We start from the raw sequence: 20,252 nt of genomic DNA on the forward strand, positions 1-20,252 counted from the left end.
CTCAGCGCATCAGCCACGCCATCATCAGCTGGCCCAGCGCGATACACACGAAGACACTCAGGCCCGCCAGCGTGGAGGAGAAGCTGGCCAGCGCCACGGACAGCAGTGCCGCGACGCACATCAGACGCGACGGCAGGCTGAACGTGCGGCGAGGCTCAAGGGATTCACGTTGGGCAATGACGGGGCGCCTGAGGTTGGCGAAGAATTCCGCCAGCCGTCGCGCGCGTGAGAACGGGCGTCTTGGCGCATACAGATAACGGGCGAGGAACAGGAAGCCGACGACAGTCACGATCTGGATGACCAGCGATATCGCCAGTTTGATGTCGACCAGCTGGGATTTCGGGAAGCCCGAGAGCCAGGGCAGGCGCTGCAATGTCGCCATGTCGAGCCAGAGATAGCTGCCAAGCGTGACCGTGATCCCCACCAGCACACTGCCCCACCCGGCCCAGTCAGGCGCCCCCGTTCTGAAGAGCACCATCAGGGCCGGGAGTGCCAGCGGCATCTGCAGCAGGACCCCGAACATGATCATGATGTCGAACAGGCTCACCAGCTCAACGCGACTCAGGACGATGACGAACAGGACGACGATGACGCCCTGCACGACACCGAACATCCGCCCCAGGCTCACCAGTCGCGTTGCCATGCCGGAGGTCTGCTCGAGCAGTGGCATCACGAGTCGCATCATCACGCCGGCATCACGATTGAAGGCCGTGGTGATGGGCGCGATGGTGACCGCCAGCATGGCGGAGATCACCAGTCCCAGCACACCGGACGGCAGGTAGTGGATGATGAAATGCACATAGGCCACGTTGGCCGCGTCATTGCCAAGCTCAGGATAGCGTGCCGCCAGGTCGATGCCCGCCGACCCCAGCAACCACGGCGGCAGGAACCAGGTCACGGGACCGATCACGAACAGCACCGACGCCAGGCCTGCCGCCTTGCGCGCTTCGCCGTCATCTGCCGTGGTCAGAAAGCGATAACTGGAAGTGGCATTGTTGATGCTGATGCACTGCTTGACCAGCATGGCCAGTGACCAGATCCCCATGATGAGCAGGCTATTGTGTGAACTGCCGATCCAGAAATCCCGGTTCGACTCAGGGAAGCTCAACGATCCGTTCCACATCAGCGTGAGGCAGAAGCCACCGATGACAAGCGTGAGAATCGCCAGCTGCATCATCTGTATGAAATTGTTGGCCGAGACGATCCACACGCCGCCCACCAGGGTAATGGCGATGATGAGGCTGCCGATCAGCACGGCGATGCTCACCACCGGAAAGCCGAAGACCGCGCTCAGGAAAAGCGAGACGCCGTAGAGGCCGATGGAGGCGGTCATCAGCGTCAGGAAGATCTGACTGATGACATACACGAGTTGCGTCGTCTTGCCGTAACGCAGCTCCAGGATGTCGGAATAGGTGCTGACCCTCAGCCGGCGGAAACGCGGCGCGAAATACAGCGCCGCCAGCAGAAAGCCCAGCGCATTGCCCCAGAAGATCACCAGCACGGCAAAACCATCCTCGTAGGCCTTCTGGGCGGCCCCGGTGAAGGTCCAGGCGGAGAACTGCGTCATGAACGCCGTACTCCCCGCCATCCACCAGGGCACGTTGCCGCTCCCCCGGATGAAGCTGTCCGGGGTCTGGCTGCGACGACGATAGACCAGGATCGTCAGCACGATCAGGATGATGGAGAAGAACAGTGCGACTCTATCCAGCTGTGTCATGTGGCTCCCTGCCGATCATTCCCGTGCCGACGCACATTCCTGCACTCTCGAACACAAGTATGCGGGGGCTCGAGAGTGCCCTTCCCCATCATGAGGCGTGATACTGACGCCGGGCGCGCAAGACTTGCGCGCTCATCTGTCTAGCACTTCATGATCAGTAATAATATTTCAAGCCAACACGCGTCTTGAGCTGACGCGTATCGGAACTGGAACTGGAACTGACATCCGCGAATTCCAGATACGGGAACCATGACCCCATGCGACGCCCCGCACTCAGAATATAATCGTAGTTCTCGCGGGTATTGTTGTAGATGTCCTTGTCTTCGTTGCGATAATAGTTGGCCTCCAGCCAGTATTTATTCTTGCCGTGGTTGTAGGACATGGTGAAGGTGATCTTGTTCTGTTCATAATCATCATTGGAATCTTCACTGTAGTTGGAGTATTCCCGACGATAGCGCAGCGCCGTGGTCAAGGGGATACTGCTGGCCTTGTAGCCGACACGCAGCTGCGGCTTGATCGTGTACTTGCCGTCCCCGAACGCGATGGGCATGCCGGGTTGGATATACCAGTTATCGTCCAGCTTGAACTTGAAGCCCCAATCGATCTCGCTGTCACCGCGCTCCAGATTCCCCATCGCGGGTTGTGAGCCATCTTCACGTTTCTCGGACGCAAACTTGGATTCCAGCCCGTAATAGAAGTTGTCGATGGAATCGCTCACCTTGACTCGGGTGGCATGTTGCTTGGCGTGATGCTTGTATTCATGACGAATATCCAGTGTCACGGCCTGGGCGCTGGTAGTGAACACCAGTGCGGCAATCGAAAGGGAGATCTTGTTGTAGTGTTTCATGGCGTACCTCATTGTTTTTATGGGGAGTCAGTCAATTGACTTGCAGGCAACCCGCGTCCTGTCGCGTGCCCGGCATTGGCTAGCGCGTGGGTTGCCTTGTGTTGGCATCGGCGTACTGGATCGATCCAGACGCCAGATGCAGGCCGCAGAATCCCCTGCCGATGGCGCAAAGGCGCATCGACTCTCCTGCTGATGTGGTCATTGGCGTTGACCGAGTCAGGAGGTGGGGATTCGGGTTCGGGGTATCAGAGGTTCACGGAGCGAGTGGCGCGCACGAATGGCGAGCCAAGTGAGCGACGAGGCACCAGGTGCCAGCGCCGCTCACCATCACGCCGCGTCAGCGCGTACTGCCATCGCTGACCAGGCGCTCTTCCCTGGAATGTGACGTCTTGTCGATGGAGGTCACCAGCAGCAGACCGATCGCCACGATGATGCCGCCACACAGCACGAAGACCATGCGTCCCCAGAAGGGATTGGGTACCAGGAACATCAGCATCACGCCCAGGCCGGCAACCAGGATCAGGTAGCCGAGAATGTTGCGCTGGCGGTTGTCGACGCTGCGATGTTCCTCGTCATCGCTGATGACGGGCGTGTCACGGTTGGTGAAGAAGGTCGCGACTTCCGCTTCGCGCTCGGCGGAAAGGCCGCGATAGAACAGCGTGGTCAGCACGAAGAAGCCTGCCGTGATCACGGTGTGCGCCATGATGCCGACCGCCACCTTCATGTCGCTCCATTCACGCGAGGTCAGGTCCGCGTCGAGACCGAAGGTGTTGACGATGAAGTCCGGCGTCATCAAGAAGCCGACCACATAGGACACCAGGCCACCGACCACCAGCGTCGCCCAGGCCGCCCAGTCAGGCGTCTTGCGGATGAAGAAGCCGAGCAGGCCGGGAATGGTCATCGGCAGACCGATCAGAGCGCCGACATACATCATGGCGTCGAACAGGCTCAGTCCCTTCAGGGAGTTGATGAACAGGGCAAACCCGATGATCGCCAGGCCGAAGACGGTGGAGGACAGGCGCGACATCAGCAGCAGTTCACCTTCAGACGCCTTGGGACGCAGCACGACCTCATAGAAGTTCTTCACGAAGATCCCGGAATTGCGATTCAGGCCGGAGTCCATCGAGGACATGGTCGCGGCGAACATCGCCGCCACCAGCAGCCCCAGCATCCCGGCAGGCATGTAGAGGCTGACGAAGCTCATGTAGGCAAAGTCGGCCGCCTTGGCACCTGCCTCGGGATACATCGCGAACAGATCCACCCCTTCACTGGCCATGAACCAGCTGGGCATGAACCAGATGAATGGACCCATGGTCATCAGGACACAGGCCAGCAGACCCGCCTTGCGCGCATTCTTCGAATCCTTGGCCGCCAGGTAGCGATAGGAGTTGAGCAGGTTGTTGGTGATGCTGAACTGCTTGATGAAGATGAAGAACCCCCATAGCGCGAACAGCGACAGGTAGTTCATGTCACCCCCGATCAGGAAGTTCACCGGGAAGTCTTCCACGACATGGCTCGGGCCGCCGGCGTGGATCACGGCCACGATGGCACAGGTGATGGTGACGGCCATGATGATGACCATCTGCATGTAATCGGACGCGATGACCGCCCAGGAACCGCCGGTCACCGACATCACCAGCACGACCAGACCGGTCACGATGATGGTGGTTTCCATGTCATAGCCGAACAGCCCGGAGGTCACGATGGCCAGACCATTGAGCCAGATGCCCGCATTGATGATGCTGGTGGGCATGGAGGACCAGGTGAAGACCTGTTCGTTGACGGCCCCGAAGCGCTGCCGGATCGCCTGGATCACGGTGATGACCCGCAGCTGCCGGAAGCGTGGTGCGAAATACAGATAGTTCATCAGATAGCCGAAGGCATTGGCCATGAAGATGATCGCCACGGCAAAGCCATCGTTGTAGGCCTTGCCTGCCGCACCGGTGAAGGTCCAGGCACTGAACTGGGTCATGAAGGAGGTCGCACCGACCATCCACCACAGCATCTTGCCGCCACCGCGGAAGTAATCACTGGTGCTTGAGGTAAAGGTTCTGAACAGCCAGCCTATGGCGATCAGAAAGAGGAAATAGATGCCGATGACGGCAGTATCCAGATCTAGGTTCATGGCAATGCACTCTTGTCTTTATCTGTCTTGTCATTGTTGTTGCGCACCCGGCAGTGCACGTTTCCCCGCCGCCTTTCCCTGACCACGGGGGCCGCTGTCTCATCTGTCGCTGGCAGCGTCTTCTACCACCGGGAGAGATCCCGGCCGTTGCTTGGATCGGTCCAAATCACATCCTGAATCGACTCCCGGTTGACGCCATCCAGACCTCGGACGCCGACGGCGGGTCAGGCGTTGTGTGACACCCGCGCCTTGTCTGGAAGATCAATGAGCGTGACATCCTGCTCGATTCGCAGGGGGCGCTCCCCGGCCTCGAGCGTCAGGCTTTCCCCTTGTCGGGCTGGCTCGGCCAGCACCACCAGCAGTCGACCGGTAGCGAAGGTCAACTCGATAATCGTCACGCCATCCGGACTCGGCAGCACCCGGAAATGGATCACCTGCGGACGCGCCCCACCACACTGCTCCAGAGCTTCATCGAAATGCCCGTGACTCTCGAACAGGGAATAGAAGGTCTGCGAGGTGGCGGTCAGGCGCGTCATCACCTTGGCGTCAGGCCGCAGGTTGTGATCAGGGTCATTGGCACCGACACGCAGCTGGAAGGCTTCAGCAGGTGCCTGGGTGATCTGATGCCAGCTATGGAAACTGTCACCCTCAAGCCAGGTCATGCTGTGTCCGGTGGCGGGTCGGCACTGCCCCTGCTTCCAGAGGTGCTGATAGCCGTGGCGATCCCCCATCACTTCCAGGGCATCCAGCGCGGTGAATTCACTTCCCCACCAGCGCACGACATGGCCACCATGATGGAAGGTGTAGTCATAGACGTGCGGCTGCTCCGAGGTCAGCGTGAAGACATCCAGCAGAATCGGCGTCTCGGTATGGCGGCTTTCCACCAGCAGCACCTCACGCTGCATGGCCACGCCGTCATGCGCGTTGTCACATCTGGCACGCGCACCCGCCGCGCAACCAGACAGCAATGAGATCTCGCCATGTCGCTCGTCCGCCAGCGCGTGGTTCGCCGCGTGCTGCGACTGCATGTCCACCACGACCAGGTTGTGGGCGACACTCTGCTTGGCATAGCCCTCGTTTTCCTTGAGGTAGCGCCCACCGAACTTGGTCTCCACATTGACCCAGCGTGCGAAGCCATATTCCTTGAGCACTTCCTTGCCGCGCGAGAAGAAGCTCAGCCCCAGCTCATCGAAGTGGCCATGCCCCATGCCGTGCTGACCGGCCGTCAGCACGACATGCTGTGCCGCAAGCCCCTGCCCACGCTTGAGGTGCGCATGCCCGCCAGACTGGCCATCCGGGCCATCGCGGAAGAGCTGGCTGGTCGCTTCCACCTGCGTGTCGACACCCTGCACCGCGTTCAGCAGCGCCAGCCCATTGGCATGGATCCAGCAGCCCTGCTGCTGACGCGCCAGAGCCAGCAGCTCCCGGGGTGCCTCATAGCGTGCCGCCAGCAGCGACATGGCGCAGCGCGCGCCCTCATCATCGAGATCCATGCTGCGCGAGGCGTCATTGAGCGCCGGAAAGCGCCCATCCGGATAGGCCGTGGACAGCAGCACGTGCAGCGATTTCTCGATGCGTCCGTCGGCATGTGTCAGCACCCTGCGTTCAGGGTGGTGACGCTCGATCGCCTCCGCGAACAGACACAGCGGATGGATGGCGAAGCGGTGGTAATAGGGGCCCTCGACGTAATAGCCCTGCGGGGAGAACAGCAGCGCGATCTGGGCGAGAAGGCCACCGGTCTCGCCGCTGCCATCCAGGCCATCGATGGAGATCGCCAGATGCTCAGGACTCTCGATCACCATCGCGCAGATCCCGACTGCCGCCACGGCCCACAGGCCGTGATTGTGAATGCGGTCGAAATCGTGGCGGTAGGTCTCGGTGAACATCTCGAGCATCGGCTGGAAAAGCCCATCCAGCAGCGCCTGATACCGCGCCTCGCTCAGGGACGGCTTGAGCAACGCCAGCCCCAGCGAGGCATGCAGCAGCCAGATATGCTCGTTGAGAATCTGATGGAACAGCCTGCCGGGCGGATTGGTATTGCGCGCGACCTGATACGGCATGTCGCGGTAGCAGGCCGCGTAGCCCGCCAGCAGCTCCTCGGCGTGCGCCAGGGCCTGCGCGTTGTCACTGAGCCGTCCCCACAGAGCCGCCCCCTCGATCACGCGGGCATTCTCCTTGTGGGTATTGTGCTCGAAGCTACCCGCCTCGCCCTGCCCCGGAATCACGATACCGCGCGCCATGCTGGCCGCCACTCTGGCCTCCAGCGCGGCGAGGCTGCGCCCCATCGCATTGTCCTGCCCCTGCTGCCTGCGAATCTCGTCAAGCTCCTCACGGGTCCAGAGCAGGTAATCACCTTGTGCCGACATAGATAGAATTCTCACTGAATGAAGCGTTCACTGATCCTGCCTGTTGCCCGGGGCCTGCCTCGCAGCGACCGACACGGATGGCCTCACGAGGCAGGTGGCGGTGCATCACAGCAAGGCGCACCCGCCTTGCCATTCGAGACGCTCGCCTGCCACGCTCACCGCATGCTGCTCGCCGGGCGTCAGCGCGACGGCGAGACGGTGTCGAGTGCCATCGCGCAGCTCAAGCGCCAGCACACAGGCCTCGTCACTCTCCTGAAGCAGCTGAAGCTTGAGGACACGGGGACGCGCCTCACTGGCGATCTCGCGCGCTTCCTCAAAGACACCGTGTGTCTCGATGACACAGGCCACCGTCTGCGAAGAGGCCTGAGAGCGCAGCAGCAGGTAGGGCTCATCGCGCAGATTGCGCTCGGGATCATTCGCCCCGATGACGCCCTGGACCAGCGTGGCAGGCGCGGTGCACACCATGCGCGCGGTGACGAAGTGGTTCTCCTGCAACCAGGTGACAGCCTGCGAGACGCCCGCCGCCTGCTCCGCGCCGGATGCCATCTTCCACAGGTGCTGGTAACCATTGGCTGCACCCAATGCCGTGGGTGAGGCCTGCTGCTCGAGCGCCGGCTCTGCCATCATCAGTTGCCCCTGGTAATGCAAGGGGTAGTCATAGCGATGCGTGCCATCACTGCGTGCCTGCATCAGGTCCACGACCAGCGGCTCGGCCATCTCCGGCAGCGAGACCAGCAGCAGGCTGCGGGTGAGCACCACGCCCGGCACGTAATCCCGAAGCCGCGCCCGAACCATCTGCAGACGCGGGTCAGTCGTGTCAAAGGCGTCGAGTTCCCCGTGATGTTCACAGGCGCGCGCGGTGTCCAGTCCATGGTGCGAGGTTTCATCCACGACCAGGGTGTTGTGCGCCACGCTCTGCTTCGCGTAGGAACGGTTCTCCGGGGTGTAGCGGCCACCGAATTTCGGTTCGATATTGACCCAGCGACTGAAGCCATAGTCGGTCAGGACTTCGTGCTGGCCGTTGTGATAACCGAAGTGCAGGCCATCGAAGTGACCATGATCGAGCGCCGAGTGCAGCGTGGGGTCACTGCCATGCTGGCCGAACGCCAGATACACCATGGTTTCCGCACCGCTCGCCGAAGGCGCACGCAGGATGGCCAGACCGCCCGCATTGCCCTCGCGTCCATCGGAAATGAATTGACTGGCGCGTGCGCCGGGGGCCCGTGACGCCGTCTCGGCGAATTCCGCCAGCGACTGACTGCCACCACACAGCGGCAGGCGTTCGACCTTGTCGCGCACCAGCCCGGCCACCGCCGGATTGAGCCGCGTATCCTGATAGCGCTTGAGCAGCGTGGCCGCGCCCAGCATCGCGCCCTCATCGATCAGTCCCATGGTTCTTGAGCTGTCATTGAGCGCCAGGAAACGGCCATCGGGGAACGCGACCTCCTGCAGACACAGAATCGCCTTGCGAATGATCTGATCGCGATGATCATGGATGTCCGGCCGCACGCCACTGTTCACCAATGCCTCGGCGAAGAGCACCATCGGTCTGAGGGCGAAGCGATGGTAATAGGGGCCTTCCAGGTAATAGCCATCCGGCGAGAACAGCTGGTCCAGCTGGGCGAGAAAGCCACCGCTGACGCCATCACGGGCATTGCCGAGCAATGACTGCTCCACCAGCGCCTCGTCTCCCAGTACCAGCCCGGCAATCCCCGCCGCCGCCACGGACCAGATGCCATGGTTGTGCACCACATCGAAGTCATGGGCGTTCTGCACCACCAGCAGGTCGATCATCGGACGCAACAGATGCGCTTCGATCTGCTCACGCTCCGCCTCAGGCAATTCGGAGCGGATATTGCCGTAGGCATCCGCGGCGTACAGCAGCCACATCCCCTCGTTCAGACACTGGTGAAACAGCTTGCCCGGCGGATTGCTGTCCCTGGAGACATGGGCGGGCAGCGCTTCATAGATCTCGGCATATCCCAGCAACAGGCCACGCACGAATTCGAGATAGCGCTCATCATGTGTCACCAGCCACAGCTGAGAGGCCAGATTGACGTGCTGATAGTTGAGCTTGTGGCGTGCATGCTCTTCTCCGCCCGCCTCACCCTGCCCGGGAATGCACAGGGGTGCCGAGAGCACCGACGCCAGGCTCGTCTCGGCATGTGCCAGCCGGCGTGCCAGCAGTCCGCTCCTGTCCTGCGATTCATGGGCCTGGCGCAGCGCCGTCAGTGCTGCGCGATCCAATAGCAATGTCTGTTCCATGGCGTGGCCACTCGTGATGATGGTTGGCGTGTCGTCTTGATGCCCGACAGCTCGTCGGGCGGCCCGGGTTGGCTCAGTCTCGCCCGGTCCCGCGACACCAGGGGGCGCTGGGGTTGCCTGAGCACGGATTGACGAACTCACGGACACATCTGCCCACCATTGACGTCGATCACCTGGCCGGTGACATAGCCACTGGCCGCATGCGAGGCGAGATAGAGGTAGGTCGGCGCCATTTCCTGGCACTCGCCGAAGCGCCCCATGGCGATGCTGCCGGCGATGGTCTGCTTGAGCGCATCGCTCTTGTCGGCATGGAAGGCCGTATCGATGGTGCCCGGCGCCACGGTATTGAAGCGGATGCTGTCCTTGGTGAATTCCTTGACCCAGTTGCGATGCAGGTTGTGCACCATCGCCTTGCTGCCACCGTAAAGGCACGCGCCCAGGCCACCGCCTTCACGCCCCGCGATTGACCCGGTCGTGATCACGCTGCTGCTCTGTCCGGACTGGTGGGCCGAGGCGCGCAGCGGCTCAATCGCGAAGCGCGTCACCATCACCACCGAGCGAATGTTGAGGTCGATGACATTGTCGAAGAAGTCATCGTCAATGCCCTCGAGCCCCTGGCGCCCGCCAAGACCGCCGGCATTGTTGACCAGCACGTCCAGTCCGCCCATGGCCTCGACGGCCTGCTTCACCAGCGCCTCGCACTGAGCCGTCTCGCGCACGTCCGCCTGCAGATAGAACACGCGTCCCGGCGCGGAAAGCTCGCTCAGCAGCGATTCCGCCTGAGACGGGCTCCGGCTGCCGTGCAGCACGACCTTGGCACCTGCCGCCAGGAAGGCTCGCGCCACCTCAAGCCCGATGCCTGCAGTGGAACCGGTCACCAATACACGTCTGTCCTTGAGATCTTCAAACATCACGACACTCCTGAAATTGTGGAATGAAATTGGGGGAATGGCGGGCGTCAGTGGCCCCGGCACAACGGCCATCACCCATCAATCAACAAAGTCTTATTTAGATAAACCGCATCATTAAGGACGCCAGAGTGCCAACCCGGGCCAGAGCCCGAGAGCGGCGTAACGTCACGGTGTCAGCATGTCATCGCGGCGCGGCGAGAAGAGATCGATCACCACACTCTCAGACTCCAGCGCCACGGCGCCATGCAGGGTGTGATGCGGTGCGACGAAGGCATCGCCCGGCCCGAGCCGGCGCTTCTCGCCGTCAAGCACGACCTCGAATGCGCCCTGCACGACGTAGCCGATCTGGTCATGAATCTCGTGCTGATGGGGCGTACCGACGGCACCGAGGTCGAACTTGACGCATACGGCCATCAGGTCCGGGGTGTGGGCGACGATCTTGCGCTGGATGCCCGGCTCGACATCCTGCCAATCCTGTTCGTCGTTGATGAAGAAACTGCCTGCGTTCATCGCTGTCGCTCCCTGCTGAGTACCGGGTACTGAATCCTGAGCACCATGTCCCATCCTTGAGACGCTCCCTCGCACTCGCAGCGCGAGCAGATTCGCGAGGGACACCGTCGATTGAGACATCAATCTGAAATGGCGTTTTGAAAACGTAGCAGGGGATTTTTATTTTTGAAACAGCATTTCATTCCATCTTAGACTTTTAGACCGCTCCAATCCCTGGACGATGATCTGCCGCTCAGCGCATCCATCGATGCCACCACCGGCCGCAAGCGTTGTGGTAGCGCGGCTGAGGGTGTAAAAGCGAAGATGGGTGTTCTAAAATCAAGTTTCATTAATTTCAGAATAAGGGATCTCATGTCTTCAGAAACCAAGGCTGCCGAAGCCAAGGTCGACAACGTCACCGCGGTGATGAAGGTGATGGCAGTGCTGGAGGGGCTGGATATCGATCATGAGTCCAGCCTCGCCGAACTCTCGCAGCGTGCCATGATGTCGAAAAGCACTGCTTATCGGTTTCTTCAGACACTCAAGAACCTCGGATATGTCGCCCAGGACAGCGAAAGCGAGAAATACCGCCTGACCATGAAAGCCTTCGTGCTGGGCAGTTCAGCCCTGGGCAACATGGACCTGATCAAGATGGCGGACCCCGACATGGCCGCCCTGTCGCAATTGACCCGTGAAGCGGTTCACCTGGGCACTCTGGATGCCAGCACCGGGGAGATCGTCTATGTCCACAAGTACAACTCGCACTTCAACCTGTGCATGAATACCCGCATCGGTGACCGTTGCCCCGCGCACACCACTGCCATGGGCAAGGCGCTGATGTCACGCATGACCGAAGCCCAGCTTGAGCACCTGCTGACACTGCAACCATTGGAACCGCGTACCGAGCGCACGCTGACCTCGCGTCAGGCGCTGGATGAGCAGCTCGCACAGGCGCGTCAGTCGGGTCTGGCAGAAGATCTCGAGGAAATGGACGCCGGAGTGTGCTGTTTCGCGACACCGATTCTTGATCACACCGGCAAGGCCATTGCCGCCTTGAGCATGTCCATCCCCACCATTCGCTATCACCAGGACATCACCCTGGCCTACAAGGCCAACCTGTGTGAATCCGGGCGCAATATTTCCCGCCAACTTGGCTGGAAGGAAACGGATTGAGACACGCATCACGCCTGAACGACGTCAGGTAGCGCTTCGCTATCCGACACGCAGCGTGCAAGTCATTGCTCGCCAGTCGCCTGACATCCATGGATGGATGTCATAGCGTGAAAGAATCTCCGCTGTCACACCGTTGTCCGCATGCCAGCACTTCATGCCAGCAATTGCGTCGACACGCCGTGCCACACCTTCTTCATTCTCTTCAGGCAACTACTCACTCTCTTCTTGCGTGAGGCGGTCAAGCCTTGTCTTCATTCAGCGTCCACCATGGCGAAACCGCCATGCATGACCAATGGATGACATGGAAATTCAAGAAAACGCATTGATATGATTTTTTCCTTATCAATCATTGAGATGCCAACAGCGATACCTTTCCTCTCTCATGGCTGAAAGCACGATTCCACCTCTCAGATCACCACATAACCCTCTGTAAAATATTGGAAATCCAGTTTTCAAAACGCTATTTCATTTTCATCAATAATCGTCTTGACAGTCATGATCAACTGGCTCTAGCCTTCGACTGCCATCTTGGCACTCACCCCATAAGCATAAAAAAGGCTTGAGACCATGCGTAATACTCGGGTACGCCACCCCTTGGTGACAGCATTTCTCCTCGCTGCCAGTGCAGGTATCATTTCATCGCCAAGTGCTGCCAATGACACTCCCCCCGGAGAGACATTCGACCTCAGCACTTGGAAGCTGACACTGCCGATGGACGCCGACGGCAATGGCAAGGTGGATGAAATCAAGGTGTCAGACCTTCAGAGCTATCGTCACTCTGACTACTTCTATCTCGACGATGATTCCCATATGGTCTTCGTGACGCCCAACAGCGCCTTCACGACGCCAAATTCAAGCAATGCCCGCACGGAACTGCGTCAGATGCTACGCGGTACCGACACCAGCATCGGCACCCATGATCCGAAGAACAACTTCGCACTCGCCTCGCATGAAAAGGCCGATGAATTCGCTCAGATAGGCGGCTACCTTGAGGCCACGTTGCGCGTGGAACATGTCGCGGAGCGTTCGAAGAAACCAGACAGGAAGTCAGCCTATTCGGTGGTCATCGGCCAGATACATGCTGGCAAGGACCAGGCATTGATGGAGGCGAATGAAGGCTTTGGACATGGCAACGAGCCACTCAAGATCTTCTACAAGAAGCTGCCGGATCAGGACACTGGCTCGGTGTTCTGGAACTACGAGAAGAATCTCGCCAAGGAAGATCCCAAACGCACGGATGTCAGCTATGCGGTATGGGGCAACGACTGGAGCAGCAACGCTGATCCCGGCAAGGAAGGCATTTCGCTGGGCGAGACCTTCAGCTACAAGGTCGAGGTCAAGGGCGACATCATGCATCTGACCTTCAATTCGGACGGCCATCCGACACGCAATTTCGAGATCAACCTTGCCGACAATGTCGATGCCAACGGCAAGGTGGACGCAGATGACCTTCCGGCGGGCTACGCCGGTGACTGGATGTACTTCAAGGCGGGCTCCTACAACCAGTGCAACACCAAGGCCAGTTCCAATGCCTGTGAAGGTACGGGCGTATGGGAAACCGACAAGGCCAACGGCGACTACGCCAAGGTGGTCTTCTCTGAGCTGAAAAGCGGCAAGATTCAGTGATGAAAGATTGAACTGATCAGATGCTGAAGCGCTGAGACGCCCAAGGGATGAGACCCGCGTGAGATCACGAGTCTCGGGCAAGGGATTGCCACTCATACTCTTGAGCCAGGGACATGTCTCTTCAGCCAGGGGCATGTCGTCCTCTTCCCCCTGGATTGTCAGAAGCCCTACCTCTGGCAATCCAGGGGGAGTTGCGTTGCCGATGACCAGGGCACTCGAGACTGTCCATTTCCCTTGGCTTGTCTCTCCTTCCTGTCGCTCTCTTCTCACGCCACCTTTCTTCTCTCTCCTCTCGCTCCCTCTCACTCCCTCTCACTCCCTCTCTCCTCTCGCTCCCTCTCACTCCCTCTCTCCTCTCACTCCCTCTCTCCTCTCACTCCCTCTCACTTCCTCTCTCATCTCTCATCCCTACACTCTTCCTTCATCTCGACCCTCTCCTCCTCAACGCAATGAGCGTATCGATAACCTTGCCCTGCCTGCCGGAGAAGACGTCGAGAAGCCTGCAAGGGAGGTCAGTGATCACCCTCAATCTGCTACGAGCGGCAGGTTGACGTAAAACGCAAAGTATCCGGCGTGTTCTGATCATCTCGCTGCCCCCAACTTCACGACACTGTGTTCAACAAAGGCGCAGAGGCGATACGACCGGGACGTGCAGGTTGACGTCTGGTGACATGGCCGCTGCGACTTACCGCAGACAAGTGTCCTGACACGTGAGGCTCGACGATGAATCGCAAGACTATCCTGACATGCGCCATCACTGGCGCGGGTGATACCGCCAGCAAGAACCCGAATGTCCCGGTGACGCCGAAGCAGATCGCCGATGACTGCATCGCGGCGGCCAAGGCCGGCGCCAGCGTGGCCCACATTCACGTGCGTGATCCGGAGACCGGCGGCATCAGCCACTCTACCGAGCACTTCCGTGAAGTCATGGACCGTGTGCGTTCCGCCGACACCGACATCGTCATGAACATCACCGCCGGTGGCGGCGGCGACTGGATTCCTGACGTCAACGACCCGACTCGTGGTGGCCCGGGCACCGACATCCAGACCCCGGCCGAGCGTCACGCGCCGATCCAGGAACTGCTGCCGGAACTGTGCACCCTGGACTGCGGCAGCCTGAACTTCGGCGACATGGTCTACATCAACACCGCTGACTGGCTGCGTGAGCACGCTCGTCTGGTGCAGGCCGCTGGCGTCAAGCCGGAGCTCGAGTGCTTCGACCTGGGCCACGTCTGGTTCGCTCGCCAGCTGCAGCAGGAAGGCCTGCTCGACGACGACCTGCTGTTCCAGCTGTGCCTGGGCATTCCGTGGGGCGCGGAAGCCGACACCGAAACCATGCTGACCATGAAGAACAAGCTGCCGATCAACTCCAACTGGGCAGCCTTCGGTATCGGCCGCATGCAGATGCCGATGGTCGCACAGGCTGTGCTGCTGGGCGGTCACGCTCGCGTCGGTCTCGAAGACAACCTCTATCTGTCCAAGGGTGTGATGGCCACAAACGCTCAGCTGGTCGAGAAGTCCTCTGGCATCATCGAGAACCTGGGCTCCAGCGTGATGACCCCGGCCGAGACTCGCGCCTTCCTCAAGCTGCGTGATCCGTCCACCGGCAAGACCGCCGGCGACGTGGCAGCCCTCGAAACCGCTGGAGGTGTCGCATGAGCCAGTTATCTGTCGTAGGAACCGGTGTCATCGGCAATGGCTGGATCTCACGTGCATTGGCCAATGGCTGGGATGTGGTCGCCTTTGATCCGGCCCCGGACGCCGAAGCCCGCACTCGCGCCTTCGTCGAGAATGCCTGGCATGCACTGGAGAAGGATGGCCTGGCGGAAGGCGCTTCCGTCGAGCGTCTGCGCTTCGCCGCGACCCTCGAAGAAGCTGTCGTCGGTGCTGATCTGATCCAGGAAAACGTGCCGGAGCGTCTGCCGCTCAAGCAGGAAATCCTCAGCGCCATCGATGCCGCGGCCGAAGAGCACGTGGTGATCGGCTCTTCCACCTCCGGTTTCAAGCCGACCGATCTGCAGCAGGATTGCAAGAAGGCGCCGGGCCGCGTCATCGTCGCCCACCCGTTCAACCCGGTCTATCTGCTGCCGCTGGTCGAGCTGGTGGGTGGCGAGCACACCTCCCCGGCGGTGCTGGAAGGCGCACGCGAAGACTATCAAGCACTGGCCATGCGTCCGCTGATCGTGCGTCGCGAGATCGAAGGTCACATCGCGGATCGTCTGATGGAAGCGCTGTGGCGTGAAGCCCTGCACCTGGTCAACGATGGCGTCGCCACCACCGAAGAGATCGACGCGGCCGTCGTCTATGGCTGTGGTCTGCGCTGGTCGCTGATGGGCACCTTCCTGACCTTCCACCTCGCCGGCGGCGAGCCGGGCATGCGTCACATGCTCGAACAGTTCGGCCCGGCCCTGAAACTGCCGTGGACCAAGCTCGAAGCGCCGGAGCTGACCGACGAGCTGATCGACAAGGTCGTGGAAGGCTGCGAATACCAGGCAGCGGGTCGCCCGGTTGCCGAGCTGGATCGTCGTCGCGATGACTTCCTGGTCGAGCTGCTGACGCTGACGCGCAAGTACTGGCCGGAAGCCGAAGGTCTCGAGGGGCGTATCTGATGGACCTGCTCGAGATCACGGTGCCGCATGAATGGGTCGACTACAACGGCCACATGAATGATGCCGAATACGCGCGTGCCTTCTCGATGGCAGTCGAGGCACTGATGGAGCACGTGGGCCTGGATGCCGAGGGTCGTCGCGAACACGACCTGACCATCTACACCCTGGAGACGCACCTGTGCTACCTGGCGGAGGCGCACGAAGGCCAGACACTCAAGGTCAAGGTCCTGCTGCTGGATCACGACCCCAAGCGTCAGCACGTGCTGTTCACTCTGACCGATGCCGACGGCGGCGAGATTGCCACCAGCGAGCAGATGTTGATGGCGATGAGCATCAGTGGCGGTCGTCCGACCCCCTGCCCGGAAGCGGTGGCGGAGCGCATCGCCGCCCTGCCCCAGCCGGCAGGCGACGATGAATGGCCCAAGGCGGCCGGCCGCCGTATCGGTATCCGTCGCAAGACGGCCTGATACGCGCACCGACAGCATCAAGAGGTAGACCGTCCTTTCGAAGGATGGACCGACACCCCGTCAGTTTCTGGCGGGGTGTTATCGTATGCATGACATTTTTCCTTTCGAGCCAGAGACCATGACACACGAGACATCTTCACCGCTGCGTTGCCAGGCGTTCATCGACGCCTTCGCCGACGGCATGGCCGAATTGGCAGGCCTGTCAGTCGCCGAGAGCCGGCCTCAGTGCGAAGCCCTCTACGCGCGCCTGGCCGCGCCACTCGCAGACGGCGTCACGCCAAGCGACGAGACACTGCATTCCGATGATGGCCACGTCATTGCCCTGCGACGTTTCCGCCCGACGCGTGAGGCGCCACGCAAGGACGGCTGTGTCGTCTATCTGCACGGTGGCAGCTGGCAGGTCGGTTCGCTGGATAGCCATCAGGGCGTGGCCTCAAGCCTGGCGTCACGGCTCAATCGTGAGGTCATCAGCGTGGATTACCGGCTGTTGCCCGAAGCGTCCTATCAACAGGCGCTGATGGATTGTGAGGTTGCCGTGCGTGAACTGACCCCTGTCGCAGTCGTCGGCGACAGTGCTGGCGGTCGCCTGGTCATGGATGTCTCACGCCTGCATCACGAGACACACTCCCCCTATGTGCTGGGCCTCATCTACCCGCCGATGGACCCGGTACTGAGCCTCGACAATGAGGACCTCGCCACACTGGGGCCGACGGCGCCACTGCTGAGCCGTGAAGAAATCGTCGCCATGTGGCAGCTGGTGGCCGAGGGTGACCCCTCGCACAGTTACGCCATGACGCCACCCCATTCACGGCAGGCACCGGCGCAGGTCATCGAAGTGCTCTCGGTCGAACATGACCCTCTCACGGCGCCGCTGGAGGCGGCCGTCGCCACCTGGAAAGCCCAGGGGGCGGAAGTCGGCTATCACTGCGCGACGGGGATGGTCCACGCCGCCCTGCACGCCCATCATGAATTGCCTGAGATGGGCATCGCCTGGCGTGATTTCTGTGACGCCTTGACGCGCCGTCTTGACGAGGCATGATGCCGCCCCGGGCGGTCGTGCCATGAAAAGAGGCCCGTACCGATGGCATCGGTACGGGCCTCTTTTCGTCGTGATCCACCTCAAGCACTGGCCGGCCCGAGGTGCACCCTCATCTGCCGTGTCTGGACGAGACATTCTCATGGCTACGGTGGATCACGCTTCAGCACATCACGCTGCCTCACAGCGCACGTCATCGCGTCGAAGAACACGCAGTTCGACATCCGCCGGGCAGTGTGAGACCCGCGGCTGCCAGCGGGCCTGTAGTCGCTCACGCAGGTCCGCGTCGCCGTAGATCACGACCACGACCATCAGACGAAAATCATCCTCCAGCGCCCGCTGTGCGATGAGAGCTTCATAGAGAATGCTGTCGAGAATACGCTCGGCCCTGGCGTGATGCTTGAGCACTCTGACATCCACGAAGGTAGTCGTGGAGGCCTTGTCGGCAAACACCGCATCGAAGCAAGCCCGCGTATCCCCTACCTGGACATCATGACGTACCTCGCCGGACGGCTCTGCCCCAGACTCGCGGACGATCTGTCCTACCAGTGCGGTCTTCAATGCGCGCAGCTCATGGCGATGCTCTCGCGTCATCTTCTCCCGCGACATCTCATGCGGTGTCACCGCCCCACCGGCGGGTGACGCCATCGACGTATCGTCACTGTCGTCGTGGAGCAGTTGCGCCACGTCGGCATCATCCACGGGTGGCTGGGCATACGACGCCTTGGCTGGCGGCATCTCGATGCCAGGCTCTCCGCCCAGTGAGTCCTGTACCTCGGCCGTCAGGCGCTCCTCCTGCTCGGCGGGCGACAGGGTGCGCATGAAGGAGCGGTCCTTGTGGTAATCGCCGGGGGCATAGAGCTTGCCATGATGCCTGGTCACCAGACGATAGAACACGCCCAGCACCAATAGCGGAAAGATGACGATGAAGGCGATCAGCGGCCAACGCTCGACCTCTGTCAGCTTGTCTGCGGATGAATTCAGCAACAGGCTCGCGAAGCCGTAGATCAACGAGATGAACAGCGCGATGATGCCGAGCGGATTGCGCGCCAGTTCCTTGGCATTCTTCATGAACTGCATAAGTGCTCCATTGACTGAATAATTATCAAAGCGATCGCAGTACAATTAGTTACTTCAAACAACTAGCATATTTCAATTTAATAATCAATTATGTCGCCTAACAGCAATAATATTACGGATATTAAAAATAAAAACACCTCACTATACAGTGTAATAAATCACTCCACTGTAGAATGCAATACAAATATCTACAAGCATACTAAAAAGTAGGCCCTGAATAGTATTCTTCAGGATAATGAAAAAAACCATTAATCATGCGCATAAAATCTAAATAACGAGAAACATTAGTATTAAACTCATCTTCATCTCCTATATCACGATCCTTGAAAGCATGAATAGCATTTCTTCGGGACTGGACTAAACTCACAAAATCTCTCCACTCATCACTCAGTATTTCCTTTTTAACTAAAAAAACCTTTAACTTCTCGAGGCCAAGTATATCTGGCTCGATTACCTTACCCTTAGCGCCATATCTATATAAATCATCGTCGTTAATATAGTCATTATAATACACGCCAAAAAAAAGTTTTAGGGTTCCCTCAACCAATGCTCCCAGGTTAGCCCACGCAAGTATTAATTGTCCTTTCTTTGCATCTTGGAAATCCCACATATAGAGTGTTTCAGATAATTCCACTTGCCAATCAAGGCGCGATTTTGATAAAAACTCAGCTGCTCCCTCCGGTGCCCAACCATTAGCGCTATTCCAAAAATTGGCCAATTGTCTATTGCCATCAATAATTTTCCTAAGGACATTATCATCCATAACGTGCACCTTAAAAAGTTATAATACAATATGCCATCATCAAACTATATAGCATAAACCATGCCGCGCTTACATTTATTTTCAACACTGCTTCCTGGGATTTGCACAAAAGCAAGTTATTCCAAACTATTCAAAGAGATTTAATAGCTCTCTTTATAAAAATCAATCACTCCCATAATAACAATCAAGATACCTTGCTATCTTCTTGGCAGACAGATAACTAGAAGCTTCTCGTAACAATAATAACCCTACACAGAAAAACGTGCACGACGTTATTATCAAAGAAATATACTTGTATACATCAAGATTATTCACCACCATCATAGCAAGTATAAAAAATACACTACTCAATAGAAAAAAACATCCCATAATAAAATTATAAATCAAGCTAATACGCATAAACCCCCCTATCTTAACAACAATCTTGTTATCAGAATATCCTATCATATATTTTGCACGCCTAAACAAACTTATAGACATTTCACCTTCTGAATAGCAATATATTCTAGAAAATTCTTCTCTAGACCTCGCATTTAAATCTAATCCAGTAGTATTTTTAAATCTTTCGATTATAAGTTCTTCGTTGAGCATTTTTTTAGTGAATGTAGATAAGTCCTCACAAGTGAGTGTTTCAGCAATTCTATTAGACTTAATCCGCTTTTTTTCTTCAAAGAAACTACAAATAGAATTAATATTAAAAAAACATGTAACCATTAATGCCACAGCTATATATACAATATTTCCTTCTTTCAAAACCCCCATCAACATTTCCATATGT

At 58.7% G+C, this 20,252-nt stretch carries 16 protein-coding genes; 6 read left to right on the forward strand and 10 right to left on the reverse strand.

Going from position 1 to position 20,252, the window contains the following annotated elements:
• Window position 1: 1 nt before the first annotated feature.
• From QD172_RS02390 to QD172_RS02420, 7 genes are all read right to left on the reverse strand, one after another.
• Window positions 2-1,717, reverse strand: coding sequence for a hypothetical protein (locus QD172_RS02390; protein ID WP_279854783.1), 1,716 nt, complete (start codon window positions 1,715-1,717; stop codon window positions 2-4).
• A gap of 154 nt (window positions 1,718-1,871) precedes the next feature.
• Entirely contained in the window at window positions 1,872-2,564 is a 693-nt protein-coding gene (locus QD172_RS02395) for an oligogalacturonate-specific porin KdgM family protein (protein ID WP_167592992.1), read from the reverse strand.
• A 337-nt stretch (window positions 2,565-2,901) separates the two neighbouring features.
• Window positions 2,902-4,689 carry a transporter gene (locus QD172_RS02400; RefSeq protein ID WP_077371173.1) on the reverse strand — a complete coding sequence of 596 codons (1,788 nt, stop codon included), beginning with the start codon at window positions 4,687-4,689 and terminating at the stop codon, window positions 2,902-2,904.
• Window positions 4,690-4,913: 224 nt separating this feature from the next.
• Window positions 4,914-7,055 carry a heparinase II/III family protein gene (locus QD172_RS02405; protein WP_279854784.1) on the reverse strand — a complete coding sequence of 714 codons (2,142 nt, stop codon included), beginning with the start codon at window positions 7,053-7,055 and terminating at the stop codon, window positions 4,914-4,916.
• 105 nt (window positions 7,056-7,160) lie between these two features.
• Window positions 7,161-9,320, reverse strand: a complete 2,160-nt coding sequence (locus QD172_RS02410; protein ID WP_176494129.1) for a heparinase II/III family protein — start codon at window positions 9,318-9,320, stop codon at window positions 7,161-7,163.
• A 137-nt stretch (window positions 9,321-9,457) separates the two neighbouring features.
• Complete coding sequence (locus QD172_RS02415; protein WP_279854785.1) at window positions 9,458-10,231, reverse strand: SDR family oxidoreductase; 774 nt, start codon at window positions 10,229-10,231, stop codon at window positions 9,458-9,460.
• Between the two features lie 165 nt (window positions 10,232-10,396).
• Window positions 10,397-10,741 carry a cupin domain-containing protein gene (locus QD172_RS02420; protein WP_279854786.1) on the reverse strand — a complete coding sequence of 115 codons (345 nt, stop codon included), beginning with the start codon at window positions 10,739-10,741 and terminating at the stop codon, window positions 10,397-10,399.
• Window positions 10,742-11,092: 351 nt separating this feature from the next.
• Here QD172_RS02420 and kdgR point away from each other — a divergent pair, with 351 nt between their 5' ends.
• The 6 genes from kdgR (at window position 11,093) to QD172_RS02450 (ending at window position 17,634) form a co-directional block, all read left to right on the forward strand.
• Window positions 11,093-11,893, forward strand: a complete 801-nt coding sequence (gene kdgR, locus QD172_RS02425) for a DNA-binding transcriptional regulator KdgR (protein ID WP_077371163.1) — start codon at window positions 11,093-11,095, stop codon at window positions 11,891-11,893.
• Window positions 11,894-12,490: 597 nt separating this feature from the next.
• Window positions 12,491-13,519: a polysaccharide lyase family 7 protein gene (locus tag QD172_RS02430; RefSeq protein ID WP_279854787.1), complete on the forward strand. Its 1,029-nt coding sequence runs from the start codon at window positions 12,491-12,493 to the stop codon at window positions 13,517-13,519.
• 723 nt (window positions 13,520-14,242) lie between these two features.
• Window positions 14,243-15,178, forward strand: coding sequence for a 3-keto-5-aminohexanoate cleavage protein (locus tag QD172_RS02435; protein ID WP_279854788.1), 936 nt, complete (start codon window positions 14,243-14,245; stop codon window positions 15,176-15,178).
• Window positions 15,175-16,128, forward strand: coding sequence for an L-carnitine dehydrogenase (locus tag QD172_RS02440; protein WP_279854789.1), 954 nt, complete (start codon window positions 15,175-15,177; stop codon window positions 16,126-16,128). Before QD172_RS02435 ends, QD172_RS02440 begins: the two co-directional genes overlap by 4 nt.
• A complete protein-coding gene (locus tag QD172_RS02445) occupies window positions 16,128-16,595 on the forward strand; it encodes a thioesterase family protein (protein ID WP_279854790.1) in 468 nt (155 codons plus the stop codon). The genes QD172_RS02440 and QD172_RS02445 overlap by 1 nt, the downstream gene beginning before the upstream one ends.
• A gap of 118 nt (window positions 16,596-16,713) precedes the next feature.
• Window positions 16,714-17,634 carry an alpha/beta hydrolase fold domain-containing protein gene (locus tag QD172_RS02450; protein WP_279854791.1) on the forward strand — a complete coding sequence of 307 codons (921 nt, stop codon included), beginning with the start codon at window positions 16,714-16,716 and terminating at the stop codon, window positions 17,632-17,634.
• A gap of 168 nt (window positions 17,635-17,802) precedes the next feature.
• Here QD172_RS02450 and QD172_RS02455 read toward each other — a convergent pair whose 3' ends face one another.
• The 3 genes from QD172_RS02455 to QD172_RS02465 form a co-directional block, all read right to left on the reverse strand.
• On the reverse strand, window positions 17,803-18,711 hold the full coding sequence (locus QD172_RS02455) for a hypothetical protein (RefSeq protein ID WP_279854792.1): 909 nt from the start codon (window positions 18,709-18,711) through the stop codon (window positions 17,803-17,805).
• A gap of 199 nt (window positions 18,712-18,910) precedes the next feature.
• On the reverse strand, window positions 18,911-19,474 hold the full coding sequence (locus QD172_RS02460) for a hypothetical protein (RefSeq protein ID WP_279854793.1): 564 nt from the start codon (window positions 19,472-19,474) through the stop codon (window positions 18,911-18,913).
• A 162-nt stretch (window positions 19,475-19,636) separates the two neighbouring features.
• The gene (locus QD172_RS02465) at window positions 19,637-20,248 is read right to left on the reverse strand and encodes a hypothetical protein (RefSeq protein ID WP_279854794.1); all 612 of its coding nucleotides are present in this window, start codon (window positions 20,246-20,248) and stop codon (window positions 19,637-19,639) included.
• Window positions 20,249-20,252 lie beyond the last annotated feature (4 nt).

Origin of the sequence: Cobetia sp. 10Alg 146 (assembly GCF_029846385.1) — a bacterium.
Classification (GTDB): domain Bacteria; phylum Pseudomonadota; class Gammaproteobacteria; order Pseudomonadales; family Halomonadaceae; genus Cobetia; species Cobetia marina.

Excerpts from the sequence above, each read along its gene's own strand:
- QD172_RS02390 (WP_279854783.1), bottom strand. The coding sequence starts at position 1,717 with ATGACACAGCTGGATAGAGTCGCACTGTTCTTCTCCATCATCCTGATC.
- QD172_RS02395 (WP_167592992.1), bottom strand. The coding sequence starts at position 2,564 with ATGAAACACTACAACAAGATCTCCCTTTCGATTGCCGCACTGGTGTTC.
- QD172_RS02400 (WP_077371173.1), bottom strand. The coding sequence starts at position 4,689 with ATGAACCTAGATCTGGATACTGCCGTCATCGGCATCTATTTCCTCTTT.
- QD172_RS02405 (WP_279854784.1), bottom strand. The coding sequence starts at position 7,055 with ATGTCGGCACAAGGTGATTACCTGCTCTGGACCCGTGAGGAGCTTGAC.
- QD172_RS02410 (WP_176494129.1), bottom strand. The coding sequence starts at position 9,320 with ATGGAACAGACATTGCTATTGGATCGCGCAGCACTGACGGCGCTGCGC.
- QD172_RS02415 (WP_279854785.1), bottom strand. The coding sequence starts at position 10,231 with ATGTTTGAAGATCTCAAGGACAGACGTGTATTGGTGACCGGTTCCACT.
- QD172_RS02420 (WP_279854786.1), bottom strand. The coding sequence starts at position 10,741 with ATGAACGCAGGCAGTTTCTTCATCAACGACGAACAGGATTGGCAGGAT.
- kdgR (WP_077371163.1), top strand. The coding sequence starts at position 11,093 with ATGTCTTCAGAAACCAAGGCTGCCGAAGCCAAGGTCGACAACGTCACC.
- QD172_RS02435 (WP_279854788.1), top strand. The coding sequence starts at position 14,243 with ATGAATCGCAAGACTATCCTGACATGCGCCATCACTGGCGCGGGTGAT.
- QD172_RS02440 (WP_279854789.1), top strand. The coding sequence starts at position 15,175 with ATGAGCCAGTTATCTGTCGTAGGAACCGGTGTCATCGGCAATGGCTGG.
- QD172_RS02445 (WP_279854790.1), top strand. The coding sequence starts at position 16,128 with ATGGACCTGCTCGAGATCACGGTGCCGCATGAATGGGTCGACTACAAC.
- QD172_RS02450 (WP_279854791.1), top strand. The coding sequence starts at position 16,714 with ATGACACACGAGACATCTTCACCGCTGCGTTGCCAGGCGTTCATCGAC.
- QD172_RS02455 (WP_279854792.1), bottom strand. The coding sequence starts at position 18,711 with ATGCAGTTCATGAAGAATGCCAAGGAACTGGCGCGCAATCCGCTCGGC.
- QD172_RS02460 (WP_279854793.1), bottom strand. The coding sequence starts at position 19,474 with ATGGATGATAATGTCCTTAGGAAAATTATTGATGGCAATAGACAATTG.
- QD172_RS02465 (WP_279854794.1), bottom strand. The coding sequence starts at position 20,248 with ATGGAAATGTTGATGGGGGTTTTGAAAGAAGGAAATATTGTATATATA.